The organism is Aphanothece sacrum FPU1, from assembly GCF_003864295.1.
In the GTDB taxonomy this organism is placed as follows: domain Bacteria; phylum Cyanobacteriota; class Cyanobacteriia; order Cyanobacteriales; family Microcystaceae; genus Aphanothece_B; species Aphanothece_B sacrum.
The window spans coordinates 966,959-990,132 of record NZ_BDQK01000013.1 but is presented as its reverse complement, the minus strand read 5'-3'; the positions used below and the strand labels follow the sequence as shown (position 1 = coordinate 990,132).

The 23,174-nt window shown below is 36.6% G+C and carries 28 protein-coding genes and 2 pseudogenes; 20 read left to right on the top strand and 10 right to left on the bottom strand.

Features of this window, described 5'->3' with window-relative positions; all coding sequences use genetic code 11:
- Window positions 1-27 precede the first annotated feature (27 nt).
- The gene (locus tag AsFPU1_RS15495; protein WP_124972576.1) at window positions 28-333 is read left to right on the top strand and encodes a YciI family protein; all 306 of its coding nucleotides are present in this window, start codon (window positions 28-30) and stop codon (window positions 331-333) included.
- Between the two features lie 27 nt (window positions 334-360).
- Here AsFPU1_RS15495 and AsFPU1_RS15490 read toward each other — a convergent pair whose 3' ends face one another.
- The 4 genes from AsFPU1_RS15490 to AsFPU1_RS15475 form a co-directional block, all read right to left on the bottom strand.
- Complete coding sequence (locus AsFPU1_RS15490) at window positions 361-630, bottom strand: type II toxin-antitoxin system RelE family toxin (RefSeq protein WP_124972578.1); 270 nt, start codon at window positions 628-630, stop codon at window positions 361-363.
- Complete coding sequence (locus AsFPU1_RS15485; RefSeq protein WP_124972580.1) at window positions 623-907, bottom strand: type II toxin-antitoxin system prevent-host-death family antitoxin; 285 nt, start codon at window positions 905-907, stop codon at window positions 623-625. The genes AsFPU1_RS15490 and AsFPU1_RS15485 overlap by 8 nt, the downstream gene beginning before the upstream one ends.
- Before the next feature lie 277 nt (window positions 908-1,184).
- Window positions 1,185-1,778 carry a hypothetical protein gene (locus tag AsFPU1_RS15480; RefSeq protein ID WP_124972582.1) on the bottom strand — a complete coding sequence of 198 codons (594 nt, stop codon included), beginning with the start codon at window positions 1,776-1,778 and terminating at the stop codon, window positions 1,185-1,187.
- The gene (locus AsFPU1_RS15475; protein WP_124972584.1) at window positions 1,775-2,449 is read right to left on the bottom strand and encodes a ParA family protein; all 675 of its coding nucleotides are present in this window, start codon (window positions 2,447-2,449) and stop codon (window positions 1,775-1,777) included. Before AsFPU1_RS15475 ends, AsFPU1_RS15480 begins: the two co-directional genes overlap by 4 nt.
- A gap of 186 nt (window positions 2,450-2,635) precedes the next feature.
- On the opposite strand from AsFPU1_RS15475, the gene AsFPU1_RS15470 reads away from it, so the two are divergent.
- The 3 genes from AsFPU1_RS15470 (at window position 2,636) to AsFPU1_RS15460 (ending at window position 4,613) form a co-directional block, all read left to right on the top strand.
- Window positions 2,636-3,016 carry a hypothetical protein gene (locus tag AsFPU1_RS15470; RefSeq protein WP_124972586.1) on the top strand — a complete coding sequence of 127 codons (381 nt, stop codon included), beginning with the start codon at window positions 2,636-2,638 and terminating at the stop codon, window positions 3,014-3,016.
- Between the two features lie 335 nt (window positions 3,017-3,351).
- Window positions 3,352-3,597 (top strand): photosystem I iron-sulfur center protein PsaC, encoded by a 246-nt coding sequence (gene psaC / locus AsFPU1_RS15465; RefSeq protein ID WP_124972588.1) that lies wholly within the window; start codon window positions 3,352-3,354, stop codon window positions 3,595-3,597.
- A gap of 104 nt (window positions 3,598-3,701) precedes the next feature.
- Window positions 3,702-4,613, top strand: coding sequence for a DNA adenine methylase (locus AsFPU1_RS15460; protein ID WP_124972591.1), 912 nt, complete (start codon window positions 3,702-3,704; stop codon window positions 4,611-4,613).
- Window positions 4,614-4,857: 244 nt separating this feature from the next.
- Here AsFPU1_RS15460 and AsFPU1_RS15455 read toward each other — a convergent pair whose 3' ends face one another.
- From AsFPU1_RS15455 to AsFPU1_RS15440, 4 genes are all read right to left on the bottom strand, one after another.
- Window positions 4,858-5,694 (bottom strand): DUF4114 domain-containing protein, encoded by an 837-nt coding sequence (locus AsFPU1_RS15455; protein WP_124972666.1) that lies wholly within the window; start codon window positions 5,692-5,694, stop codon window positions 4,858-4,860.
- 249 nt (window positions 5,695-5,943) lie between these two features.
- Window positions 5,944-6,876, bottom strand: coding sequence for an NAD-dependent epimerase/dehydratase family protein (locus tag AsFPU1_RS15450; protein WP_124972593.1), 933 nt, complete (start codon window positions 6,874-6,876; stop codon window positions 5,944-5,946).
- Window position 6,877: 1 nt separating this feature from the next.
- Window positions 6,878-7,645 carry an ABC transporter ATP-binding protein gene (locus AsFPU1_RS15445; RefSeq protein ID WP_124972595.1) on the bottom strand — a complete coding sequence of 256 codons (768 nt, stop codon included), beginning with the start codon at window positions 7,643-7,645 and terminating at the stop codon, window positions 6,878-6,880.
- A gap of 7 nt (window positions 7,646-7,652) precedes the next feature.
- A complete protein-coding gene (locus tag AsFPU1_RS15440; protein ID WP_124972597.1) occupies window positions 7,653-8,459 on the bottom strand; it encodes an ABC transporter permease in 807 nt (268 codons plus the stop codon).
- A gap of 404 nt (window positions 8,460-8,863) precedes the next feature.
- On the opposite strand from AsFPU1_RS15440, the gene petP reads away from it, so the two are divergent.
- The 9 genes from petP to AsFPU1_RS15395 all read left to right on the top strand — a co-directional run bounded on the left by petP (window position 8,864) and on the right by AsFPU1_RS15395 (window position 16,476).
- Window positions 8,864-9,055: a cytochrome b6f subunit PetP gene (gene petP / locus AsFPU1_RS15435; protein WP_124972599.1), complete on the top strand. Its 192-nt coding sequence runs from the start codon at window positions 8,864-8,866 to the stop codon at window positions 9,053-9,055.
- Between the two features lie 31 nt (window positions 9,056-9,086).
- Window positions 9,087-10,175 (top strand): Get3/ArsA fold putative tail anchor-mediating ATPase NosAFP, encoded by a 1,089-nt coding sequence (locus AsFPU1_RS15430; protein ID WP_124972601.1) that lies wholly within the window; start codon window positions 9,087-9,089, stop codon window positions 10,173-10,175.
- 13 nt (window positions 10,176-10,188) lie between these two features.
- Window positions 10,189-11,169, top strand: a complete 981-nt coding sequence (gene chlG, locus AsFPU1_RS15425; RefSeq protein ID WP_124972603.1) for a chlorophyll synthase ChlG — start codon at window positions 10,189-10,191, stop codon at window positions 11,167-11,169.
- Window positions 11,170-11,445: 276 nt separating this feature from the next.
- Window positions 11,446-11,721: a BrnT family toxin gene (locus tag AsFPU1_RS15420; protein WP_124972605.1), complete on the top strand. Its 276-nt coding sequence runs from the start codon at window positions 11,446-11,448 to the stop codon at window positions 11,719-11,721.
- Window positions 11,705-11,884, top strand: a complete 180-nt coding sequence (locus AsFPU1_RS15415) for a hypothetical protein (RefSeq protein ID WP_124972607.1) — start codon at window positions 11,705-11,707, stop codon at window positions 11,882-11,884. Before AsFPU1_RS15420 ends, AsFPU1_RS15415 begins: the two co-directional genes overlap by 17 nt.
- A 218-nt stretch (window positions 11,885-12,102) precedes the next feature.
- The gene (locus AsFPU1_RS15410) at window positions 12,103-14,220 is read left to right on the top strand and encodes an ABC transporter ATP-binding protein/permease (protein WP_124972609.1); all 2,118 of its coding nucleotides are present in this window, start codon (window positions 12,103-12,105) and stop codon (window positions 14,218-14,220) included.
- 48 nt (window positions 14,221-14,268) lie between these two features.
- Window positions 14,269-14,577 (top strand): DUF6014 family protein, encoded by a 309-nt coding sequence (locus AsFPU1_RS15405; protein WP_227873405.1) that lies wholly within the window; start codon window positions 14,269-14,271, stop codon window positions 14,575-14,577.
- 144 nt (window positions 14,578-14,721) lie between these two features.
- Window positions 14,722-15,867, top strand: coding sequence for an IS4 family transposase (locus AsFPU1_RS15400; RefSeq protein ID WP_124969650.1), 1,146 nt, complete (start codon window positions 14,722-14,724; stop codon window positions 15,865-15,867).
- 30 nt (window positions 15,868-15,897) lie between these two features.
- A complete protein-coding gene (locus AsFPU1_RS15395) occupies window positions 15,898-16,476 on the top strand; it encodes a thioesterase domain-containing protein (RefSeq protein ID WP_227873406.1) in 579 nt (192 codons plus the stop codon).
- A 16-nt stretch (window positions 16,477-16,492) separates the two neighbouring features.
- Here AsFPU1_RS15395 and patD read toward each other — a convergent pair whose 3' ends face one another.
- A complete protein-coding gene (gene patD, locus AsFPU1_RS15390) occupies window positions 16,493-16,852 on the bottom strand; it encodes a heterocyst frequency control protein PatD (RefSeq protein ID WP_124972611.1) in 360 nt (119 codons plus the stop codon).
- A gap of 246 nt (window positions 16,853-17,098) precedes the next feature.
- Here patD and AsFPU1_RS15385 point away from each other — a divergent pair, with 246 nt between their 5' ends.
- The 6 genes and pseudogenes from AsFPU1_RS15385 (at window position 17,099) to AsFPU1_RS23650 (ending at window position 21,453) form a co-directional block, all read left to right on the top strand.
- Window positions 17,099-19,345: a RelA/SpoT family protein gene (locus AsFPU1_RS15385; protein WP_124972613.1), complete on the top strand. Its 2,247-nt coding sequence runs from the start codon at window positions 17,099-17,101 to the stop codon at window positions 19,343-19,345.
- A gap of 128 nt (window positions 19,346-19,473) precedes the next feature.
- Window positions 19,474-19,851, top strand: coding sequence for a fluoride efflux transporter CrcB (crcB, locus tag AsFPU1_RS15380; protein ID WP_124972616.1), 378 nt, complete (start codon window positions 19,474-19,476; stop codon window positions 19,849-19,851).
- Between the two features lie 313 nt (window positions 19,852-20,164).
- Window positions 20,165-20,332 (top strand): annotated as a pseudogene (locus AsFPU1_RS23580) (DUF6888 family protein); the annotation flags it as partial.
- Window positions 20,329-20,532 carry a DUF6887 family protein gene (locus AsFPU1_RS15375; RefSeq protein ID WP_124972618.1) on the top strand — a complete coding sequence of 68 codons (204 nt, stop codon included), beginning with the start codon at window positions 20,329-20,331 and terminating at the stop codon, window positions 20,530-20,532. The pseudogene AsFPU1_RS23580 and the gene AsFPU1_RS15375, both read left to right, overlap by 4 nt.
- Before the next feature lie 26 nt (window positions 20,533-20,558).
- Complete coding sequence (locus tag AsFPU1_RS15370) at window positions 20,559-20,855, top strand: hypothetical protein (protein WP_172957454.1); 297 nt, start codon at window positions 20,559-20,561, stop codon at window positions 20,853-20,855.
- A 409-nt stretch (window positions 20,856-21,264) separates the two neighbouring features.
- The gene (locus AsFPU1_RS23650) at window positions 21,265-21,453 is read left to right on the top strand and encodes a TLTLP motif-containing protein (protein WP_124972620.1); all 189 of its coding nucleotides are present in this window, start codon (window positions 21,265-21,267) and stop codon (window positions 21,451-21,453) included.
- A gap of 47 nt (window positions 21,454-21,500) precedes the next feature.
- Here the strand turns inward: AsFPU1_RS23650 and AsFPU1_RS15360 are convergent.
- Window positions 21,501-21,920, bottom strand: a pseudogene (locus tag AsFPU1_RS15360) (glycerate kinase); the annotation flags it as partial.
- 108 nt (window positions 21,921-22,028) lie between these two features.
- Here AsFPU1_RS15360 and AsFPU1_RS15355 point away from each other — a divergent pair.
- Window positions 22,029-23,174, top strand: a complete 1,146-nt coding sequence (locus AsFPU1_RS15355; protein ID WP_124969650.1) for an IS4 family transposase — start codon at window positions 22,029-22,031, stop codon at window positions 23,172-23,174.

Sequence of the window (23,174 nt, the reverse complement as noted above, 5' to 3'; positions counted from 1 at the left end):
AATTTATTAGATTTTACTAATAAGAGTATGACTAAACTTTTTGCTGTTGTTGTTGCCACTGTCCCAGACTATTATCAATACAAAAACGACCATCCTGAACATGATCTTGATCAACTTTCCTGGTTCCGTGAACAAGCCCAAAAAGGTGTTTTAATTTGCTGTGGCCCGTTTTTTCCTCATGATGGTACAGGACTATGGATAATAAAAGCGGAGAATGCTGAGGCTGCCCTCGAAATTGTCAATACAAGTCCTCGTGTTCGAGACGGTATGTTAGCAGAATCTGCTAGAGTTGTAGAATGGGAAGTACATATCGGACGGGAAAGATTGACTTAGGAATTAACTCTTTTAGTGTTTTTTATATTATAAATTACGGTAAACTTCATCATCATTACGTTTACCGATTTTAAACACTCTAATTTTATCATCCTCAACCATGTATAAAATTCTATATTCACCTTGATCAACTCTATAACCTCTTTCATATCCTTGTAGTTTTTTACAATCTTGAGGAAAACTATTTTTTTGCAATAAAAATAGTTTCATTGTCACTTGTTTATATATTTTCAAAAGCAAGTTATCCAATGCTTTAATTGCGACTTTATCTATTTGCAGAAAATAGGTTTTATTCATAGTCTTCCCTTGCTATATCTTCTAAAGTTAATCCTTTTTCTGCTAACATTTCTTCAAGAGTGTAAAATTCTCCATTACTTTCTGCTACTGCTTGACGTAATAACTCAGAATCTCTCGCATCTTCTAAAGCTTCTAAATATTGTAAATCTGCATAATTAATAATAGCGACTTGGCCTTTCCCTTCTTTTTCTATAATAATTCTTTCTCCTTCAATTTCAGCTTTTTTAACTAAATCTAATAACTCATCAGCGTTAACAGTTCCGTTGACTTTGCCCAATATTATATGATCGCGGATTTAATTATTAATTAACCAGGACAAGGCAATTTGTAGATTATGGTTTTGTACAAAGATTGTTAGTGGCGTGTCCCTACATTTTTTTTATTAGGAAAGAGGTTACAGGCGCGCACATTTTTCATTATCTATATAATATCATGTCAAGTTAAGTTTGACAAGTTTTTTTCAGCAATTCTCATTTTGAAATAAAACAACCTAGTAGGATGCGTTCCCAACGCATCCTATAGAATTTAACCGTATTAAACCCCTAGAATAATTATTAATCAAACCAACCAATATCTTGATTAGTTAATTGTTTTTGTTTACTGGTAACAGCAGGAGAGATATATGCTTCTAACTCTCGCCCTTGTCTGGCAAAAGCTGTCTCTTTTTGCACTTCTTTCTGTACAATAATGTCTTTAGCTGGCGCAGGAATTAGGGCAGGTTTAGGAATATTATTAAGTTCAGTTTGAAGTAATTCAATTAGTTGATTTTTTTTCTCTAATTCGCTGACAATTTCTTCTTTTTGTTGAAGTTGCGCGTAAAGTTTCTCAACTAACTGTTTTTGATCATCTAATTCCGTTTGATTTTTACTGTTTTCTTTTAACCTAGTCTCTAAACTTTTAACTAATTTTTTTTGATTTTTGACTTCAGTTTCCAAAGAATTAATCTGAGTTTCTAAAGTATTAACTTGTTCATGAGCTTTTTCTAAAGCTGCAGTTAATTCATTAACTTGAGCATCAATTTCAGTGTTAGTGATGTCATTATTTGAAGTAGTTAAAACAGTATCTGAAGTTTCCAAAACAGTCGCTTCAACATCAATAGATTGATTCACTTCTTCCCGTATTAAATCCGATATTCGTGGTTTTCTCATAATTTCCCCCAATCTCTTTGTAGTTCTTCTGTAACACGACGATAATCTGCTTGAGCTTCCTTAGAATTTTTCCCCCGCCATTCCGTAATAGGAACCCCTTCTAAAACAGCCCGTTCATGAGCCTTATATTGACGTACAAAGGCATGACAAGCCGGAATTCCCAACTCTAACAGGGTATTTTGCGCCTCCAAGGTTTCCTTTAAACTGCGAGCATCTACCTTGGTCAATAGTACCCGATGAGGAGTTTTAAGGGGCATAACGGCGGTGCGTACCGTTTCAATGAGTGCCGTTAAATCCATCGCGGCCGGTGGTGTAGGCAATACCAGATAGTCAGCGCAAGTAATAACCGCTTGCAGAGCTTCTGAACGCAATGCAGGGGGTGTATCCACGACAATTAGAGCATATTCGTTAATTTGACGAAGTTTACCTAAGAATTTCGGATCAGTTTCCTCAGTCAAATCAAAATTCATCCCCGCTTGGTTTCGTTCGGCCCACCAAGTGGCCGAACCTTGGGGATCAGCGTCAACCAATAAAACCGCTTGTTTTTCCCCTAAAATAGCCGCTAAATTAATCGCAGTCGTTGTTTTACCTACGCCCCCTTTGCCATTGACAACAGCTAAGACCGTTGTTTTTGGCGAAGATGATGTTAAGGAATCTTTTTCCTTAGCCATGTTGCATTATTAACACATCTATAGATGAATTAATTATCTCACCAAATCATGACCATTAACCGTTATTCATATCGAAGTAATGGCAAAAATTCATCTCACCGCTAACCTTTCGGTGTAGCGGGAGTCCTCTTTTTGCATTTAAGATAGAAAAACAACAGTGCTAGGGATTAGCAATCGGAGATCGTCGTGAATAATCAGTACCCAAAATTAGTATGGATGAACAATTCAGGTTTAGGCTGTTTGTTAACTTTCTTATTGTTAGGACTGTTATTAGGGTCTATTGGCTTAGGTTGGGTTGTCAATAGCTTTTTGATTTTGTTGGGGGCGATCATTTTGCTACCCATCATCAGCTTTTGGGGGTTGCGTTGGTGGATGAGACGAAATTTAGTCGAAGATCAATGTCCTGTGTGTAATTATGAGTTTACCGCCTTTAATTCTATAGAGTGTAATTGTCCTAGTTGTGGAGAACCACTCCAAATTCAAGGGGGACATTTTCAGAGAATTACACCTCCTGGAACTATTGATGTAGAAGCGGTGGAAGTTTCCGTTAAACAATTAGAAGATTAGAAAAAAGCTAAAAGGATAAAAAATCAAGAATATAGACAGAAAAAAGAGATTACTGATTTTAAAGTTGGTTTAATAACGGGAAATATCACTAAATTAGAATTTATGACGTTTAAGTGTACAATTATGATGCCTGAGTTTAAATCAGATCTTTGAACTGTTACATAATTTAAAGTTCTGACCCTTTTTAGATAAGGAAATTCAGTCTCTGCGGTAAACTATCCCTTAACAGATCTGCGCGAAAAATCCCCGTACAAAGCGTAAGCGTTGTATGTGGGAATCGTCAACCCCGACTGTTTAATTTAGGAGAACACCAAGGTTAAGGAGCCGAATACTAAATGTCACATAAAGTTAACATCTACGATACCTGTATTGGCTGTACCCAATGCGTTCGCGCTTGTCCCCTAGACGTTCTGGAAATGGTTCCCTGGGATGGCTGTAAAGCTGCTCAGATTGCTGCTTCCCCCCGGACAGAAGATTGTGTTGGTTGCAAACGATGCGAAACCGCTTGTCCTACTGACTTCTTGAGCATCCGTGTTTATCTAGGCGCAGAAACTACCCGTAGTATGGGTCTTGCTTACTAACAAACCTGTCATTAAGCTGGTCATCATTAACATACTTTCAATCGCCTATAATTTTTTAATTAGAGGGAACAATTTGTTCCCTCTTTTATTGTTTTTTAAATCTTATGGTACACATAATAATATCTCCAGTTTTGAAATGGGCAGGAGGAAAAACCCAGTTATTACCCGAAATTAACCCAAAATATCCTAAAAAACTGCACACCGGAGAAATAAAGACCTATATAGAGCCTTTTTTGGGTGGGGGAGCCGTATTTTTTGATATTTACTCTCGTTTTCCGATTAAAAAAGCTTATCTTTTTGACAAAAATATAGAATTAATTATTCTTTATAAAGTTATTCAAAATGATGTTAATTCTCTTATTAATAAATTATCTATTTTAGAAGAAAATTATCTGAGTTTAACCCCTGATAACCGAAACACTTTTTATTATCAATCTAGAGATATTTACAATGAGTTTGATAAAAAAATTGATACTAATACTTATGATAAAGATTGGCTAGAAAGGGCCGCTTTTACTGTTTTTCTCAATAGAACTTGTTTCAATGGTTTATATCGGGTTAATAGTAAGGGGCATTTTAATGTTCCGATGGGTAGTTATAAAAATCCTAAAATACTCAATGAGGGAAATCTTAGGGCTGTTAATCAAGCATTTAAAATTGCTGAAATTCAACACAAAGATTTTTCTGAAGCTCTAAAATATGCGGATGAATCTACATTTATTTATTATGATCCGCCCTATCGTCCTATTAGTAAAACCGCTAGTTTTAATGCTTATAGTTCATCAGATTTTGATGATAATGAACAAAGACGGTTAAGAGATGTTTTTGTGACAGCATCAAATCAGGGAGCGTTACAAATGCTAAGTAATTCTGATCCGACAAATTATGTTGATGATACTTTTTTTGATAAATTATATCAGGAGTTTAATATAACTCGTATTTCTGCTTCAAGGATGATTAATTCTAAAGGTAATAGTCGCGGTTTAATTAGAGAAATATTGGTTTTTAATTATTAAAATATATATGAAAGATAACTCTGTTTTTTTTGAAAAACTTAATTGTGAAACTTGTGAGAAAGTATTTAATTACTTAATTACTAAACTAATAATTTAATAAAAGGCTAAAGCCTCATCCTATAAAAACGAAGTCCGCCTTCGCGGACTAAGTTATACGAAAGTGGGCAACCTTTGTTTGTATAGCTTAACTCTAAAGAGTTAAAGTCTATCGCCACAAAAATACGATATTGAGCTATCAGAACATTTATTTTTTAGCTAGTTTTCGTTTGAAGAAAGCTCCAAAACCAGCCGCCCCAAATGTACCGAGTATGGTGAGGGGTTCAGGAATAGTCTGAGTATCCTCAGGGGTCACTGCTCCAATACCACCAACTTTAAGAACCATATCGTTGAAGTCTTTGTCACTTCTGTCGAAGGGAATGTCTTCAAAAGCGAGGATAAAGTCATCGCCTTTATCGAAGGTTGTATCATTAATTTCAGCCCCTTTTAAGTTTAGGGTGTTTCCATTTCCATCAAAAACAATGGTTTGAGGTTTACCGTTTTGATTGGCTGAATCTTCAGTGTAGAAAATCCCTTGGGGGTTCATCAGATAAAAACCAAAGAAATTAGAATTGAGAGTACCCGTTGTTACTAATCCATCTTTATCATCATTTTTATTCTTTTGGACTTCAGTAATGGTCACAATGTACTGATTCTTAACTCTGGTAAAAGCAATTGTGGCAGATTCCTTTCGTGTGGCATTTCCTACATCGTCTCCTTCAAAGATTTGAATTAAGCTTTTATTAGTAGGATCGTAGAGTCCAAAGGTGTTAACACGAGCTAATCCAGCAAGCTCGATAATCATCGTTGCAGCAGAGTTTTTAGATTTTGTCACATTCCACAAAGCCACTGATGATTGATCAGTTTTAACATTAATGCCAGAGTTAATCCCATTCATAATAGTCTGGAGAGAACTAGAGTTGAAATCATTAGCACCAAGGGGACGGTTGTTGACAATGGCAGCCCAAGAACTTTCTGCTCCAATTACAATTAAACTTGTACTAACTAAACTAACTAATCCTATTTTTTTAAACAATCCATTCATTTTGTTAAGCTCGCTACAACGATATTATATTTAACTTTTCATGTATAACATTTCTATTGTATACTTACTGTTATACATAATTTATACGTATATCTTTAGCTCAAATTATAATGAAAACCTATGTATTTGTAGCTAGAATAATTGTTCTATATCTAATTTAATAAATTAAGTTAAATTTGGGATAAAAAAAGAGAAAGGTGCTTAAAATCCCTTTCTCTGAATATTATTTAAGTTATCAAACCCAAGTCATTAAACATTGGAATACACCGTATTGCGTAAAATAGTGTAACCTTTTATTAATTCCCGAATACCTCGTCCTAACGGCCATTCTGGTTCAAAACCTGTCTTAAGAATACGGGCATTAGAAACAATATAATCCCGTTTATCAGGATCTTCCCCAATAGGTGCTTCTAAATAAACAAAACTGGGTAAATATTTCTTAATTTCAGCACACAATTCTAACTTAGATAAATTAGCATCTTCTAAGCCCACATTGTAAGGTTTACCCTTCATAGCTTCAAAATTTTCGATTCCATGAATAAAGACCTTAGCCACATCTCGAATATGGATATAATTGCGTTTAAAATGCCCTTCAAAAATTACTACAGCCCGATCATAAAAAGCACGGTAAACAAAATCATTAACCAATAAATCAACCCGCATCCGAGGTGACATTCCAAAGACTGTAGCCAGTCGGAAAGTGATACTATTTTCTCTTTCTAAAACTGCCTTTTCTGCATCAACTTTTGTCGTACCATAAAGAGAAATCGGACGTAAAGGAGACTCCTCCGTACAAAATTTACCCGCTTCACCGATACCATAACCACTATTAGTCACAGGCATTAAAATTCGTTGTTCTGGACTCGCCAAATCACACAACATTTTAACCGCTTCATAGTTAATAGTTTTGGTACCAATTTGATCTCGACTACATAAAGGCGCACCTACTAATGCTGCTAATGGGATAATAACATCAGCATCTTTGAGTAATTCTTTGACCAAAGATTCATTACGACAGTCGCCACGAACCACATTAAAAGTATCGTATTGACAACAATCAGCCAAACTATTTTGGCCAAACATAAAACTATCTAAGACAGTTACTTCGTAGCCTTTTGCCAGTAAAGTTGGGGTTAAAATAGAGCCAATGTAACCGGCCCCTCCAGTGATTAGTATTTTCATGTTAATGAGTGTGTAATCCTACATCTAGATCTTGTTGAACAGCTGTTAGATAATGATGAATAGCTTCATCGGTACTGCCAGCAAAACGAATTTTACCGCGATTTAGCCAAATAGCGCGATCGCAAGATTGTCGAATATATTCTAAACCATGAGAAACCACCAAAATTGTTGTATTGTGACCCCATAATTTATCCATCCGTTTTTGACATTTATTTTTAAAGCTTTCATCTCCTACTGATAAGACTTCATCAAGAATTAAGATATCGGGTTCAACATCAGTGGCGATCGCAAATCCCAAACGGGCCCCCATACCTGATGAAAGTGCTTTAACAGGTGCAAAAGCGTATTCTTCTAAATCAGCGAAATCCAAAATAGAAGCTACTCTTTCCTTCATTTCTTGACGAGAAAAGCCTAACATCACTCCATAAAGAATGATATTATCAGTAACAGATAATTCTCCATCAAATCCGGCCCCTAATTCGATTAGAGGAGCGATTTCTCCCTTAACTCTTACTTGGCCAGAAGAAGGTTGTAAAATTCCCGCGATCACTTTGAGTAAAGTGGATTTTCCGGAACCATTAGCCCCGATAATCCCGACTTTTTCTCCCGTTTTAACGGTTAAATTGATCTGGTCGAGAATTAATTTTCTCGATGGTTGGCGATATTTTCCTTCCAAAAAGGACAAAACAGTTTTCTTGAGGTCATAAGAAAACTCTTCTTGGGTTCTGCGCCATAGAGAAACTTGATCGAGTCTAATTAGTTCCGTCATGTAACGTTTATAATAAGTCCATAAATTGATTTTGCCAAGCTTTGAAACAAATCCAGCCTAACATTAAAAAAATCAGTCCATTAAGTAGGGAGTGACCAATTAAAAATAAATTGGGTAAGTCCCCGGATAAAGAAATCTGGCGAATACTTTCAATAATAGGAATCAATGGATTGAATAGTAAAAATGGTTTAACGGCCGGTGGAATGATTTCTGAAGGATAAAAGACAGGAGAACTAATCCAGAGGACAAAACACACTAACTCATAAAAATAGGGCAAATCCCGAAAGAATACATACAAAGCAGCTACTAAAAATCCTATTCCCCCACAGACTAAACTTAGACCAATCAGAGGCAATAATAAAGCTAGGACATTTAGGGGATTTTTTGAATTCAATAATGTCACGATGGCAAGCAAAGGTAGGGGCCCCATCACAAACTGAAAGATATTCGCTACAATCATTGAGACTGGGAAAATCGTTACCGGAAGTTGAATTTTATTGAGTAATGCCCCATTACCGACCACACTGCTTAAAGCTTGGCTAGTAGCGGCCGAAAAAAAGTTAATGACAATCAGTCCGGTAAAAGCAGCTAGGACATAGTTTAAGATGGAATTATCAAAGTAAGTAGCAAAGGCTGTGCCGAAAATCGCTGCATAGAGTCCCGTCATAATTAAGGGATTAAGTAGCGACCAATATATCCCTAACAATGAGCCGCGATAGCGTCCTTTTAAGTTTCTTTCTACTAAAATTTGGAGTAATTCCAGGTATCTCCCGAAAGATGATCCTGCAAGACTCCCTTTTACCGATAAGGTCATAATAGGGATCAAGATAATAAGTTGGGATTTAAAGGCGTATTGTATTCAATGTCAGGTGCTTTTGTCGAGTTATTCACACCAGACGAGTTATCTTAACTTAGAGTTTCCCTGGTCGCCAAGTAGACGTAGGGGCGGATTTTTCAGGAAATTCTGACGATTTTAACCAATATATTAAATAAACCCGCCCCATCACCAGATTGAGGTATCTTTGAATTCATAATTTATAATTCATAATTCATAATTCATAATTTACAATCACCCCATCACCAGATTGAGGTATCTTTGAATTCATAATTTATAATTCATAATTTATAATTCATAATTTAGAACTTCCCATCAAAAGTAAGTGCCAGATTCAGTTACACTTGAGAATGGTCAATTTAATATAATCAGTAGAATTAGGAATGGAAATCGGTCAAAAAGTTAAAGTCATTCGTCTTAGAGATCGGGTATCTCAGGATATCGTCAAAAAACTAGGCGCACAAGGCATTGTCACAGACTATAAAATGACTGATGGTAGTGGGGTCGGGGTTGTGGTTGAATTTAAAGACAAAACCGCTACCTGGTTTTTTGAGGATGAACTCGCTCTCGTCTAAACTAAAGTAATAACAAACCACAGGCAGTCTCATGGCTTTGATTTTGACCTTTTTAGGCAAAGGCGGAACGGGTCGCACTACTTTGGCGATCGCGGCTGCTAAAAAATTGGCTGGTCTGGGATCTCAAGTCCTTCTTATAGGTCAAGATCCTAGTCCTGCTTTTTCTATGTTACTCGGTACTCCGGTCGATTCTTCTCCCACTGATATCGCCCCTAATCTCAAGGTCGTTAACTTAAATTCGACGGCTCTCATAGCACAAGGTTGGGAAGATGTCAAGGAATTAGAATCCAAATATTTGCGATCGCCGACTCTTAAAAATGTCTATGGACAAGAGTTAGGCATCTTACCAGGGATGGATAGTGGTTTAGCCCTCAATGCTATCCGAGAATACGATAAAAGTGGCAAATACGAGGTCATTATCTATGATGGTGACAGTAGTTTAACCACCCTGCGAATGCTCGGTATTCCTGAGATCAGCAGTTGGTACGCTCGACGGTTTAGCCAAGTATTAGGGGAATCTGATGTAGTTAAAGCTTTATCTCCCTTTATTCAACCCATTACCAGTACCATTCTTAATGTGTCTTGGAGTGCTGACGATTTATCTCAAGGAACCACCAATGATATTTTAAGTCAGGGAAAAGCCGCGATCGCTAATCCTAAACGACTGGCCGCTTATCTGGTAACAACTGACGATAAAGTGGCGATCGCGCAAGCAAAATATATTTGGGGAGGGGCCCAACAAATCGGATTGACGGTTAAAGGGGTCTTACTCAACAAAACCCAAGCAACGGACACTTTAACGCAAGAATTTGCCCCTTTAGGGGTGAGTGCCATTCCTCAACGTACAGGAGATGACTGGCAACCCTTATTAGATGCTTTACCGGACTTATTAGCTGATACTCAAGCACCATTACCTCTCACTATTGACGTAGCGGCCCGTCAGATACAGATATTTTTACCAGGTTTTGACAAAAAACAAGTCAAATTAACCCAATATGGCCCAGAATTGACCATTGAAGCCGGAGATCAACGACGCAATATTGAGTTACCTCCTCCCTTGGCCGGTCAATCAGTCAAAGGGGCAAAATTCCAAAATCATTATCTCATTGTTTCCTTTTAACCATTAATCGCTTATGTCTGACTCATCTACATCTAATCCGAATGAGCGTGGTGGCAAAACTCGCCAACTGTTAGGGATGAAAGGGGCCACCTCTGGAGAGACATCCATCTGGAAAATCCGATTACAACTGATGAAACCCATTACTTGGATTCCTCTGATGTGGGGGGTAGTCTGTGGGGCCGCTTCTTCGGGGGGGTATGTTTGGAGTCTAGAAAATGTCCTCATGGTGGCAGCTTGTATGCTGATGTCGGGGCCTTTGATGGCCGGATATACCCAAACCCTCAATGATTTTTATGACAGGGAAATAGACGCGATTAATGAACCCTATCGTCCTATTCCTTCGGGGGCCATTTCTGTTCCTCAAGTAAAGGCTCAGATTTTGCTGTTATTGGGGGCCGGATTAAGTTTAGGATATGGACTTGATGTTTGGGCCGGTCATGACTTTCCTGTGATGTTATGTTTGACTCTTGGGGGTGCATTTCTGGCTTATATTTATTCAGCCCCTCCGTTAAAGTTAAAACAAAATGGTTGGTTAGGAAATTATGCTTTAGGGTCAAGTTATATTGCTTTACCTTGGTGGGCCGGTCATGCTTTATTTGGTCAGTTAAATTGGACAATTGTAGTTTTGACTCTAATTTACAGTATGGCTGGTTTAGGTATTGCCATTGTTAATGATTTTAAAAGTGTGGAAGGCGATCGTCAATTAGGTTTAAAATCCCTTCCGGTTATGTTTGGGGTAACTACTGCTGCTTGGATTTGTGTGATTATGATTGATCTATTTCAAGCGGGAATAGGGGCTTACTTAATCTATATTCACCAGAATCTTTATGCAACTATTTTGTTATTGTTAGTCATTCCTCAAATCACGTTTCAAGATATGTATTTCTTGAGAAATCCCTTAGAAAATGATGTGAAATATCAAGCCAGCGCACAACCTTTTCTAGTTTTAGGAATGTTGGTGGCTGGATTAGCTTTAGGTCATGCTGGGGTTTAATTTTGGCAATCAAAGAATAAATGTAGGGGCATGACAATGATAACCTGTTGATAAAACCAAAATTTTCAAAAGGCCATGCCCAAATCAAAATAATTGACATGAATATGGGGCATGGCAACATTAATCTTATGGTAAATATCAGAGATTGTTAATGCCATGCCCCTATAGGGTTAAATCGGGTACAATTTTTATGTAGGGGCTTAATACTATTAAGCCCGATGCCATTATGCACAACCATCATATAATATCCCTAGAGTTTCTAAAATAAAGAAAATAATGGAATTTGAATGGGATATTGACAAGAACAAAGCTAATCAAAAAAAGCACAAAATAAGCTTTGAAGAAGCGGCTGAAATATTTCCCTATCCAACTTATGAAATAGTTGATACCAGAATTGATTATGGGGAGATAAGATATATTGCTATTGGTAGCAATAGCCAGTTGACGATCATGACAGTGGTGTATACTGAAACAGAAGGGCGGCTGAGACTTATCTCGGCACGACGAGCCAACACAAAAGAACAAGAACTGCATTATGACTACCGTACATAAAAATCTTGACAAAATTCCATCCATGAGTGCAAAACGGGCAAAAGAGTTAGAAACAATGTCTGATGAAGATATTGATTACTCAGATATTCCACCGCTAGATGAAGCATTTTTCCAAAAAGTCAAGCGAGTCGAAAGAAAATTAACAAATCCAGAAAAAATATAATCTTCTCCTTGGTTTACCAACCCCCAAAAAATGGTTATGGATGAAACTAGATTACAAGCTTATATTAATTTAGAAGTATTACAATTTGACTACTGTAATCGCCTTGGAATAAAAATAACAGTGTGTTGATCGTTCAAGACTGAAGATCTAAATCAATTAAACATTCATGGCAATAGCGTTTAATTTCTAGAAAGAAGAAGGACGATCACATCGAAAATATGGCCAAACAAGTTATTCAAGATCAATCTATACTCAATGCAACTTCGACTTTTGCTAAATTTTGGCAGAATATCAAAGCGATCACAGAACCCTATTGGTATCCCACTAAGCCAGGAGGAAGAGCTTTTTCCGATGTAATTCGAGCTTGGGGAATGATGACTCTCCTAATTGTGTTAATTATGGCAGTTGTGGGCTTAAATGCCTTCAATAGTTTTGTTAGTAATTATTTAGTGGATGTCATTATTGAAAAAGAAGATTTTACCAAATTTGTCGAAACTTTAGCTGTTTTTGCCCTTGGGTTGTTATTGGTGACACTTTTAGTGGGATTTGTTAAATTTCTGACAAAAAGAATTGCTCTTGATTGGTACGAATGGCTAAATGATTGGATTCTCGAAAAGTATTTTAGCGAGCGTGCCTATTATAGAATTAATTTTAAATCCGATCTCGATAATCCTGATCAACGTCTATCCCAAGAAATTGAACCGATTACCAGTAATGCCCTTAATTTTTTAGCCACTTCTTTGGAAAAAGTCCTGGAGATGGGGACATTTATAGTTATTCTCTGGTCAATTTCCCAACTGGTTGCCTTGATTTTAGTCGGTTGGACAATTGTCGGTAATTTAATTGGCATTTATCTAACCCAAGAATTAAATAAAATTAATCAAGAGGAACTCGAACTTAAAGCTAACTACAATTACGCCATAACCCATGTTCGTAATCATGCCGAATCAATCGCATTTTTTAAGGGAGAAAGCCAAGAAATAAACATTATTGATCGTCGATTTAATTCAGTTCTCAACAGTGCCAAACGCAAAATTGATTGGGAAAGAAGCACAGAAATTTTTAATCGCGGCTATCAGGCTGCGATCCAAGTATTTACTTTTATCATTCTTGGCCCGTTGTATTTTAATAGCGATGATCTCACTTTTGGACAAGTGGGCCAAGCCTGTTTAGCCGCTAATTTATTTGCCAACGCCCTAGGGGAATTAATCCGTCAATTTGGGACATCAGGACGTTTTTCGAGTTATGTTGAACGCCTATCTGAATTCTCCGAAGCCTTAGAAGAAGTCACCAAAAACTCAGACAATCTTAGCACCATAAAAATTTTAGAAGATAACCATTTGGCCTTTGAAAATGTAACATTACAAACACCTAACTATGAACAGGTAATTGTCGAAAATCTTTCCCTAACTGTAACACCAGGTGCAGGTTTATTGATTGTTGGACCTAGTGGACGAGGAAAAAGTTCTCTATTACGAGCGATCGCTGGTCTATGGAGTGCAGGAACTGGGATTCTACTTCGTCCCCCCTTAGAAGAAGTCTTATTTTTGCCCCAACGTCCCTACATAATATTAGGAACTTTGCGAGAACAGTTACTTTATCCCAATGAGCATCTAGAAAAAACTGACACAGAATTGATAGCACTTTTGCAGACAGTAAATCTACAAAATTTACTCAGTCGAGTCGATGGTTTTGATACGGAAATGCCTTGGGAAAATATGCTTTCTCTTGGTGAGCAACAACGTTTAGCTTTTGCCAGAGTATTAGTTACCCGTCCCAGATTTACCATTCTCGATGAGGCTACGAGTGCCTTAGACTTAAACAATGAAAATAATTTATATCAACAATTACAAGCCAGCCAAACAACCTTTATCAGTGTGGGACATCGGGAAAGTATCTTTGACTATCATCAATGGGTTTTAGAATTATCTCAGGATTCCCATTGGCAACTCCTAACCGTACAGGATTATCGACGACAAAAAGCTAAAGAAATGATGGATATTTCTGCTGATAATTCTCAAATTACCATTGATATTTCCTCTAATGAGCAGTCTCCACTAAAACCTGAAATTGTCCCCCTTGACCATCCTCAAATTACCATTGATATTCCATCTGATGAGCAATCTCCCACTGAACCTCAGCCTGAAGAAATAGCCGATATCGTTTCTAATAAAACCATCGTAGGACTTTCTCATACACAAATGAAGGCATTGACTAATTATTCCCTAAGTACCATTAGAAGTAGAGCAAGTTTGGGTAAATCTATCAAAGCAACAGACGGATGTACTTATTATTACAACAAAGACAAAAATGTCTTGAAATGGTTTAGAGTTTAAGGGACAATATTCGAGGTGAAAAATTTTGCTCTCAAATTCAGGAGGGAAATGACCATAACCTTGGTAAACGAGAAAGAAATCGTCAAAGACATTGTTCAAGCGATCGGGGGGAATAAAATTAGCATTGCAGCCCAAAAACTGCGCCAACAAGCAGAAAATCCCTGTGAACTTTCTGCCTCCTGGCTCCTCAAAACAGCCGAAGCTTTAGAAACAAACGATTGGAGTATCTTGTCTGAAGACTTTATCAATCTGAGTTTTATCAGCAAAAATGGTTATTTTCTGATGATTGCTCCCTATCGAATCAATCGACAGGGGCAACGCCAAGAAATCTTAAGTGCTATTTGTAGAATGGAATAATACTGATACACCATATCCTGATCAAAAGTGTATTCATCCTGGCGTGGGGACATGAAACCCTGAAAGCCTTACCAGATGACGAAAAGAGCAAAACATGGTAAAAAGAAAATGTTCTTTTTTTAGCGATCGCCGTCTAAACCCAAAATGTTACCAGAAATTTATAACAACCATTTAACAAAGTATCTGAAAAAATCGGAATATTTAATACTGTTAATCATGATAGAATTAGTGCAAGTATATAGGAAAATTAGGTTTTATGAGTTAGCTAGTTATTTTCCCAGTCCCATTTTATTTGAAAGTAAGAGAAAAAAGTTAAAACGGTTTTTCGAGATTCCTTGTTTGACAATTGAAGGAGTATGGATACCTATCATAAAACAGTGGTTAAAGCAATCATTTAGTACAGGAGATGTCTTACATATTGCCATAGATAGAACCCAATGGGGGTTGATTAATATTTTGATGGTAAGTCTGGTAATTGATAATAGAGGAATTCCCTTATATTTTGAGTTGCTAGATCACATCGGTAATAGTAACTTTGACACACAGAAAAGTATATTAGCCCGAATATTACTCTTTCTAAAAGAATATAAAATAGTTGTCTTAGGGGATAGAGAATTCTGCTCAGTTGAACTAGCAAAATGGTTACATGGACAAAAAAGAGTTTATTATGCACTCAGATTGAAGAAAAGCAACTATATTGAAGTAGAAAAGGAAATGTGGACGCGACTAAAAGATTTAGGATTATCTTCAGGAATGTCTTTATTTTATCAAGGAGTTAAAGTTACGAAAACAAAAGGATTTATAGGCAGTAATATAGTGGCGAAATGGAAAAAGAAGTATAGAGGAATAGAGACAAAAGAAGCTTGGTTTATTATCACAAATTTAACCAGTATTGATGAGACGATTGACGCTTATAAAAAGAGATTTTGTATTGAGGAAATGTTTCGGGATTTTAAGAAAGGTGGTTATGATTTAGAAAGAACGAAATTAACAGGACATCGCCTTACTTCCTTAATTATATTGATTACTCTAGCTTATTCAATGGCAACATTTTCTGGAAAAATTATTAAAGAGAAAGGATTGGCAAAATATGTGGGGAGAGTCAGAAAAAACAAGAAAATGCGACGGAGACACAGTAACTTTTATATCGGTCTTCATGGAAAAGATTGGGTTGACTCTTGTGATTTATTTACCGTTGAAGCCCAGGCATTAATGCAATTAAGCCCCGAAAAACGCGCCTATTATCGACGAGGACGACGGGCTATATCCCTGATTAAGTCTAGCTTATAGATTTTTATGTCCCCACGCCAGGCTTTTGAGATGGCACAACAGTTACATCAACAAGGTCAAAAAGTAGCATTACTAGCAATAATTGATTCCTCAGCACCAACTTATAAAGATAAGCAAATGTTGCTTGATTATATTAATTGGGATCATGCACGCTGGCTGGCTGAAGTAAGCAAAGGGATAGAAATTTATGTAGATAAAACTGTAGATATTTTCCATGAAATACTTCAATCTTTAACAGTGGATGAGCAATTAAAATATGTTTTAAAATTTTTTAAAATGGCTAATATTTTGCCTCCCAATGCAGAAACTACACAGCTTGAAAATATCGTACAAGCCTATAAAACTAGCTGTTTATGTCTAGTTGATTATTTCCCTAAACAGATGTATCCCGGTAAAATTACGATTATACGCGCTAATGAGGATATGGTTGATGATCCCAATTATGAGTTAATTACTGAGGATTCAGAGGATTCATCTCTAGGATGGAGTGAGTTTTCTACGGAACCAGTAGATATTCATTTTGTGCTAGGTAATCACGTAAACCTTATGATAGAACCCCATGTGCGGGATTTAGGTAGTGTAATAAAAGTGTTGATCAAGAATTCATAAAAAACACATGGCAAATTTATTTTATTCCTATAGCCTGACTATAGCCTATTAATTGATCTAGGCGATCGCGTACAATTCCTAATCGTTGCTCTAATGTTCCCCTTTGTCGAGAAGACTGTAAAAACAGTAAATCGGTTCCCAATAACCGCAAGGTTCGATAAATTTCTGTCTGGGTAGACTGCCAAGTAGATAATAACCCTGGATCTAAAGCTTCCGGGGGAACAGCAAACATTTGATCTTGGTAAATACTCTGTACTTCTGCAAAAGTTTTCTGTAAGGCCATGATATCTAGATCCTTGGCCATAACTTGATCTTGGAACTTAGACAAAGCTTGGACAAAAACACTAGAGGATTCTGAGTCAAATTTCGGTAACATAGATCACCATATTGCGCTAAGATATGTAAACTAATGTTAATCTTTCTCCGGGATTTTAACTAATCTGAATCTCGTCTTAAACTGAAATTATTAAAACATATATTTCTTTCTCAAGTTTTCGCCTGTTGTGGTGCTACAAAAAAATTAAGCGGCAGTATATTTGAGATAGTTATCGCTAAATTCAGTTAATTACTCTTTTATTCCTAATCTTGTCAACTTCTGTTCCTTTATTGCTAGATCCCCCTTATGAACACCGTTACTCTACCTGATCTCAAATCTGCTGAACCCTATGAATTAATCCTACCTGATTGGCTCAATCAATGTCTAATTACCTATCAAACTAATGGTAGTAACGATGATCTTAACTTGATTTGTCGTGCCTTTAATTTTGCCAATCAACTTCATGAAGGACAGTATCGTAAGTCAGGAGAACCTTATATTGCGCATCCTGTGGCAGTAGCGGGGTTATTGCGGGATTTAGGGGGAGATAAAGCGATGATTGCGGCAGGATTTCTCCATGATGTGGTAGAAGACACGGAAATAACCCTAGAAGACATCGAAAAACAGTTTGGGGAAGAAGTTCGACACTTAGTCGAAGGGGTAACAAAACTATCTAAATTGAATTTCTCTAGTACCACTGAACAACAAGCGGAGAATTTTCGGCGGATGTTTTTGGCGATGGCCAAGGATATTCGGGTGATTGTGGTCAAATTAGCCGATCGTCTCCACAATATGCGAACCCTAGACGCGCTTAGACCGGATAAACAAAGACGTATTGCCCTAGAAACTAGGGAAATTTTTGCCCCTTTAGCTAATAGGTTAGGAATATGGCGATTAAAATGGGAATTAGAAGATCTTTCCTTTAAATATCTCGAAACTGATGCTTATCGAGATATACAGTCTTTAGTAGCTGAAAAACGTATTGACCGTGAAACCCGTATTGAAAGTGTTAAAAGTCTTCTACTACAAAGATTACAAGAAATTGGGGTCAAAGTCTTAGAACTGCAAGGACGACCTAAACATCTGTATGGTATTTATCAGAAAATGGAACGGCAACAAAAGGGGTTTCATGAAATTTATGATATTGCGGCAGTACGGATTATTGTAGAAAATAATGAGGAATGTTATCGGGCCTTAGCGGTTGTTCACGATGAGTTTAAACCCATTCCTGGCCGTTTTAAGGATTATATTGGACTGCCTAAACCGAACCGTTATCAATCTCTTCATACTTCGGTAGTGGGGACAACTGGTCGTCCCATTGAAGTACAAATTCGTACCTTAGAAATGCACCATATTGCTGAATATGGTATCGCGGCCCATTGGAAATACAAAGAAACGGGAGGTTCTCATCAGACGAAACTCTCCCAAGATGATGAAAAGTTTACCTGGTTAAGGCAACTTTTAGAATGGCAAAATGACCTCAAAGATGCCCAAGAATATGTAGATAATCTCAAAGATAATCTCTTTGATGATGATGTTTATGTTTTTACTCCTCATGGAGATGTGGTCGCTTTAGCTAGAGGGGCCACGGCCGTAGATTTTGCCTATCGCATTCATACGGAAGTAGGAAACCACATGAAAGGGGCTAGAATTAATGGGAAATGGTCGGTGGTCGATGCTTCCTTAAATAATGGGGATATGGTCGAGATTATTACCCAGAAAAACGCCCATCCTAGTTTAGATTGGTTAAATTTTGTAGTAACACCTAGCGCGCGTAACCGCATTCGTCAATGGTATAAACGCTCGCGCCGTGAGGAAAATGTGGCCAGAGGTCGGGATATGTTAGAAAAGGAGTTAGGTAAGAGTGGGTTAGACGCTTTACTTAAGTCTGAACGAATGCAAACAGTCACGGAACGATGTAATTATCAAGCTGTAGACGACTTGTTAGCAGCTTTAGGATATGGGGAAATAACTCTTAATCAAATAGTGAACCGTTTACGGGAAACCATGGTTAAGGGCCAACAACAGAGTATATCTGCTATTACTCTACCAACTGCTTCTCCTTCTCCTGCCTGTCCAACTAAACCCAATGTATCCCCTATTCTTGGGGTTGAGGGGTTAGTCTATCATATTGCGGGTTGTTGTCATCCTTTACCTGGTGAATCTATTATTGGGGTGGTGACTAGGGGGGCTAGAGGTATTTCTATTCACTGTCAAGGATGTTGTAATGTAGACCAAATACCAGGAGATAGGTTAATTCCCGTGCGTTGGAATACTCTTGACAGTAATTGTCATACTCCTACTTATCCGGTTGACCTTCAAATTGAAGCTATTGACAGGCTGGGGGTTCTCAGAGACATTCTATCACGGTTAATGGATCTCAATATCAATGTGCGTAATGCGGGGGTTAAAACGGGTCGTAATAAACCTGCCAGAATTAGTTTACGCATTGATATCCGCGATCGTCAACAGTTGGAATGTCTCATAGGTCAAATTAGAAATATGAGTGATATTCTTAATATTCATCGGGTTCATGATGTTGATAATGGATAATTGATAATAACCTTGCCCTTTAATAGAGAGGATAGGGAGGTTTTTTCCCTTTTTTATCCTTAAAAAGCAAGGTTCAAAACCTTTAATTAATCAATTATCAATTATCTTAAATCCTAATAATCAGAGTTATGCAACTGTTACAATTAATCCTAGTTTTTGTCGGGGGAGGTTTAGGGAGTGTTTCCCGTTTTTTTTTGAGTCTGGTTATTAGTAGTAACCTGGTAACTCCTTTCCCCTGGGGAACTTTGACGGTTAATATTTTGGGATGTTTTATTATTGGTATCGTTATTGGTATTATTGAACGATATCAATTAAATCCTTATTGGACACTGTTATTCGCAACGGGTTTCTGTGGGGGGTTTACGACGTTTTCCTCCTTTTCTTATGAGAATAATTTATTGGTTAAAAATAGTGAATATTTCCTTGCATTAGTTTATATTTTGATTAGTGTATTTTGGGGGTTTGCTGCAACTTTTTTGGCTATGTTTATGGTTAGAAAATTTTGAAATAAATTTAACCAAGAAATGTATATAATATTAATATTGGGCATGGCTAGTATTAATATTTAGGAAGGCACAATAAATTTCTAATGCCATGCCCCTACAGATTTTTTGTAATCATTAATTATGTAGGGACACGGCACGAGAAATCTTTGTATTTCCACCATAAATTAAAAATTACTTTTTTGGTGAATCTTTGTATATTCACCAAAAAAGTAATTGAAAAATCAGTGATGAATTATAAAATAAGCTTCAATGATATGTTATGTTTTATTAATCCTTCGACAAAAGCTATAATAGTAGAAGGCCCACAGCAAAACAAGCCATTACTTGTTTAGAAATTTGTCACCGACTCTCAAACTTGTTACAACCAGTTTATGTTTTTCGTTACGATGCTACTTTTAAAACTGTGTACATCTTAGCAGGAGAAGCAGAAACAATAGAAATCCTTGTTTACTCAAATGGAAATTGGAGATTTGTATCATGAACCAGTTTGAACAAATGACCCCCAAAGAATTAAGAGAATATATTCGTAAAAACCCCACAAATGAGGAGGCAATTCGGGTTAGAATGAAACAAATAGAAATCGATCCAAACGCTATTAATGTAGCTTATGGAACCTCTGGAAAAGAAATAGAAACTATTCTTTCTCAGAAAAATTCTCAAACAGAAACAAACCATTATTAATCATGGTAGGTAGGAGTCTAACTTACATGAGTCAACAAGAACAAAATAAACGCATTAATCAACTAAAAAGACAATTAGTAAATGCAGTTGAACGCATTAAAACCTTGGAATTAGATATTGAACCAGATGGAAGAATCAGTGAAGCTTTTTCTGTGTTAGAAAAGCATATAGATAATCGTTTTGATCAAGTAGATAATCGTTTTGATCGACTTGAATCTAGATTAGATCGTTTAGAACATCAATTTAATCGAATGACAGCAAAATTAGAAGTCATTCTTGATTCAATTACAGGAATTAGTGATCTTCCAGAAGATGACATTTAAAGTTATAATAATTGAAAAATCAGTTATAAATTATGTAGGGACACGGCAGGAAAAATCAATGTATTTCAATCATAAATTAAAAATTGCCTTGTCGGTGAATTTTTGTATATTAACCAAGAAATGTATATAATATTAATATTGGGCATGGCGAGTATTAATATTTAGGAAGGCAGAATAAATTTCTAATGCCATGCCCCTACAGATTTTTGGTGATCATTAATTATGTAGGGACACGGCAGCAAAAATCAATGTATTTCCACCATAAATTAAAAATTGCCGTGTCGGTGAATTTTTGTATCTAAATCTTAACAAATTTGTCAATCTCCCCAAAAAATAAGTACAATAAAAAATAGGAGACTAAATTAGTCCTCTGTTTACTTTATCGAGTTGAGATCAAACAATCATATTTATGGAATCTAGTAGCCCGTCAGGGAAGATTTCAGAGCCTCCGGCTCATAGGTGGGCCCATCTCGTGGGAATAACCATTGCTATCATAACACTGACCTTACCTCTATTGGTCATTGCCTATTACTCCTCATATAATAAGGGCGATCCTTCACTGCCTACTCCTTATTCTCTCAACCAAACTAGAAATTGATGTTTTTAAAAACCGATTTTTAAGACAAATATCGCCAAAATTTCCGGCTAGAGTCGAAGTGAGCTATTCTGCTCCTTCTGCTTTCTCTTGTAAATATTACCATAACTATGATCCCTGTTTATTTCAATTACTAAATCTACTAAATTAGGATTTTTGACCAAGGGAGTAATAAATAATTCTGGATGTAGCGATCGCCAAAAATAATCGACAAATTGGTCAATTTCTTCATCACTCATCCCCATTTTACCCAAAGCGATCATTTTATGTTCAGCTTCCTTGCGCCATTGTTTACTCAAATGATAGTCAACAGGATCAAGAACCATCAAACGATCTAATCTTTCCCATAAAGGTAAATAGGCTTTTAATTGTTCATTAATATCCTTAGCAAACTGTTTATCTTCTGGGGTAATAATGGGAAATGGAGGGTCTTTAAATAAACTTTCATCTATGGGTCTGACCCCCACAAACCCTGGCGTGGGGACATGAAACCCTGAAAGCCTTACCAGATGACGAAAAGAGCAAAACATGGTAAAAAGAAAATGTTCTTTTTTTAGCGATCGCCGTCTAAACCCAAAATGTTACCAGAAATTTATAACAACCATTTAACAAAGTATCTGAAAAAATCGGAATATTTAATACTGTTAATCATGATAGAATTAGTGCAAGTATATAGGAAAATTAGGTTTTATGAGTTAGCTAGTTATTTTCCCAGTCCCATTTTATTTGAAAGTAAGAGAAAAAAGTTAAAACGGTTTTTCGAGATTCCTTGTTTGACAATTGAAGGAGTATGGATACCTATCATAAAACAGTGGTTAAAGCAATCATTTAGTACAGGAGATGTCTTACATATTGCCATAGATAGAACCCAATGGGGGTTGATTAATATTTTGATGGTAAGTCTGGTAATTGATAATAGAGGAATTCCCTTATATTTTGAGTTGCTAGATCACATCGGTAATAGTAACTTTGACACACAGAAAAGTATATTAGCCCGAATATTACTCTTTCTAAAAGAATATAAAATAGTTGTCTTAGGGGATAGAGAATTCTGCTCAGTTGAACTAGCAAAATGGTTACATGGACAAAAAAGAGTTTATTATGCACTCAGATTGAAGAAAAGCAACTATATTGAAGTAGAAAAGGAAATGTGGACGCGACTAAAAGATTTAGGATTATCTTCAGGAATGTCTTTATTTTATCAAGGAGTTAAAGTTACGAAAACAAAAGGATTTATAGGCAGTAATATAGTGGCGAAATGGAAAAAGAAGTATAGAGGAATAGAGACAAAAGAAGCTTGGTTTATTATCACAAATTTAACCAGTATTGATGAGACGATTGACGCTTATAAAAAGAGATTTTGTATTGAGGAAATGTTTCGGGATTTTAAGAAAGGTGGTTATGATTTAGAAAGAACGAAATTAACAGGACATCGCCTTACTTCCTTAATTATATTGATTACTCTAGCTTATTCAATGGCAACATTTTCTGGAAAAATTATTAAAGAGAAAGGATTGGCAAAATATGTGGGGAGAGTCAGAAAAAACAAGAAAATGCGACGGAGACACAGTAACTTTTATATCGGTCTTCATGGAAAAGATTGGGTTGACTCTTGTGATTTATTTACCGTTGAAGCCCAGGCATTAATGCAATTAAGCCCCGAAAAACGCGCCTATTATCGACGAGGACGACGGGCTATATCCCTGATTAAGTCTAGCTTATAG

Excerpts from the sequence above, each read along its gene's own strand:
- AsFPU1_RS15495 (WP_124972576.1), top strand. The coding sequence starts at position 28 with ATGACTAAACTTTTTGCTGTTGTTGTTGCCACTGTCCCAGACTATTAT.
- AsFPU1_RS15490 (WP_124972578.1), bottom strand. The coding sequence starts at position 630 with ATGAATAAAACCTATTTTCTGCAAATAGATAAAGTCGCAATTAAAGCA.
- AsFPU1_RS15480 (WP_124972582.1), bottom strand. The coding sequence starts at position 1,778 with ATGAGAAAACCACGAATATCGGATTTAATACGGGAAGAAGTGAATCAA.
- AsFPU1_RS15475 (WP_124972584.1), bottom strand. The coding sequence starts at position 2,449 with ATGGCTAAGGAAAAAGATTCCTTAACATCATCTTCGCCAAAAACAACG.
- psaC (WP_124972588.1), top strand. The coding sequence starts at position 3,352 with ATGTCACATAAAGTTAACATCTACGATACCTGTATTGGCTGTACCCAA.
- AsFPU1_RS15460 (WP_124972591.1), top strand. The coding sequence starts at position 3,702 with ATGGTACACATAATAATATCTCCAGTTTTGAAATGGGCAGGAGGAAAA.
- AsFPU1_RS15455 (WP_124972666.1), bottom strand. The coding sequence starts at position 5,694 with ATGAATGGATTGTTTAAAAAAATAGGATTAGTTAGTTTAGTTAGTACA.
- AsFPU1_RS15450 (WP_124972593.1), bottom strand. The coding sequence starts at position 6,876 with ATGAAAATACTAATCACTGGAGGGGCCGGTTACATTGGCTCTATTTTA.
- AsFPU1_RS15445 (WP_124972595.1), bottom strand. The coding sequence starts at position 7,645 with ATGACGGAACTAATTAGACTCGATCAAGTTTCTCTATGGCGCAGAACC.
- AsFPU1_RS15440 (WP_124972597.1), bottom strand. The coding sequence starts at position 8,459 with ATGACCTTATCGGTAAAAGGGAGTCTTGCAGGATCATCTTTCGGGAGA.
- petP (WP_124972599.1), top strand. The coding sequence starts at position 8,864 with ATGGAAATCGGTCAAAAAGTTAAAGTCATTCGTCTTAGAGATCGGGTA.
- AsFPU1_RS15430 (WP_124972601.1), top strand. The coding sequence starts at position 9,087 with ATGGCTTTGATTTTGACCTTTTTAGGCAAAGGCGGAACGGGTCGCACT.
- chlG (WP_124972603.1), top strand. The coding sequence starts at position 10,189 with ATGTCTGACTCATCTACATCTAATCCGAATGAGCGTGGTGGCAAAACT.
- AsFPU1_RS15420 (WP_124972605.1), top strand. The coding sequence starts at position 11,446 with ATGGAATTTGAATGGGATATTGACAAGAACAAAGCTAATCAAAAAAAG.
- AsFPU1_RS15415 (WP_124972607.1), top strand. The coding sequence starts at position 11,705 with ATGACTACCGTACATAAAAATCTTGACAAAATTCCATCCATGAGTGCA.
- AsFPU1_RS15410 (WP_124972609.1), top strand. The coding sequence starts at position 12,103 with ATGGCCAAACAAGTTATTCAAGATCAATCTATACTCAATGCAACTTCG.
- AsFPU1_RS15405 (WP_227873405.1), top strand. The coding sequence starts at position 14,269 with ATGACCATAACCTTGGTAAACGAGAAAGAAATCGTCAAAGACATTGTT.
- AsFPU1_RS15400 (WP_124969650.1), top strand. The coding sequence starts at position 14,722 with ATGTTACCAGAAATTTATAACAACCATTTAACAAAGTATCTGAAAAAA.
- AsFPU1_RS15395 (WP_227873406.1), top strand. The coding sequence starts at position 15,898 with ATGGCACAACAGTTACATCAACAAGGTCAAAAAGTAGCATTACTAGCA.
- patD (WP_124972611.1), bottom strand. The coding sequence starts at position 16,852 with ATGTTACCGAAATTTGACTCAGAATCCTCTAGTGTTTTTGTCCAAGCT.
- AsFPU1_RS15385 (WP_124972613.1), top strand. The coding sequence starts at position 17,099 with ATGAACACCGTTACTCTACCTGATCTCAAATCTGCTGAACCCTATGAA.
- crcB (WP_124972616.1), top strand. The coding sequence starts at position 19,474 with ATGCAACTGTTACAATTAATCCTAGTTTTTGTCGGGGGAGGTTTAGGG.
- AsFPU1_RS15375 (WP_124972618.1), top strand. The coding sequence starts at position 20,329 with ATGAACCAGTTTGAACAAATGACCCCCAAAGAATTAAGAGAATATATT.
- AsFPU1_RS15370 (WP_172957454.1), top strand. The coding sequence starts at position 20,559 with ATGAGTCAACAAGAACAAAATAAACGCATTAATCAACTAAAAAGACAA.
- AsFPU1_RS23650 (WP_124972620.1), top strand. The coding sequence starts at position 21,265 with ATGGAATCTAGTAGCCCGTCAGGGAAGATTTCAGAGCCTCCGGCTCAT.
- AsFPU1_RS15355 (WP_124969650.1), top strand. The coding sequence starts at position 22,029 with ATGTTACCAGAAATTTATAACAACCATTTAACAAAGTATCTGAAAAAA.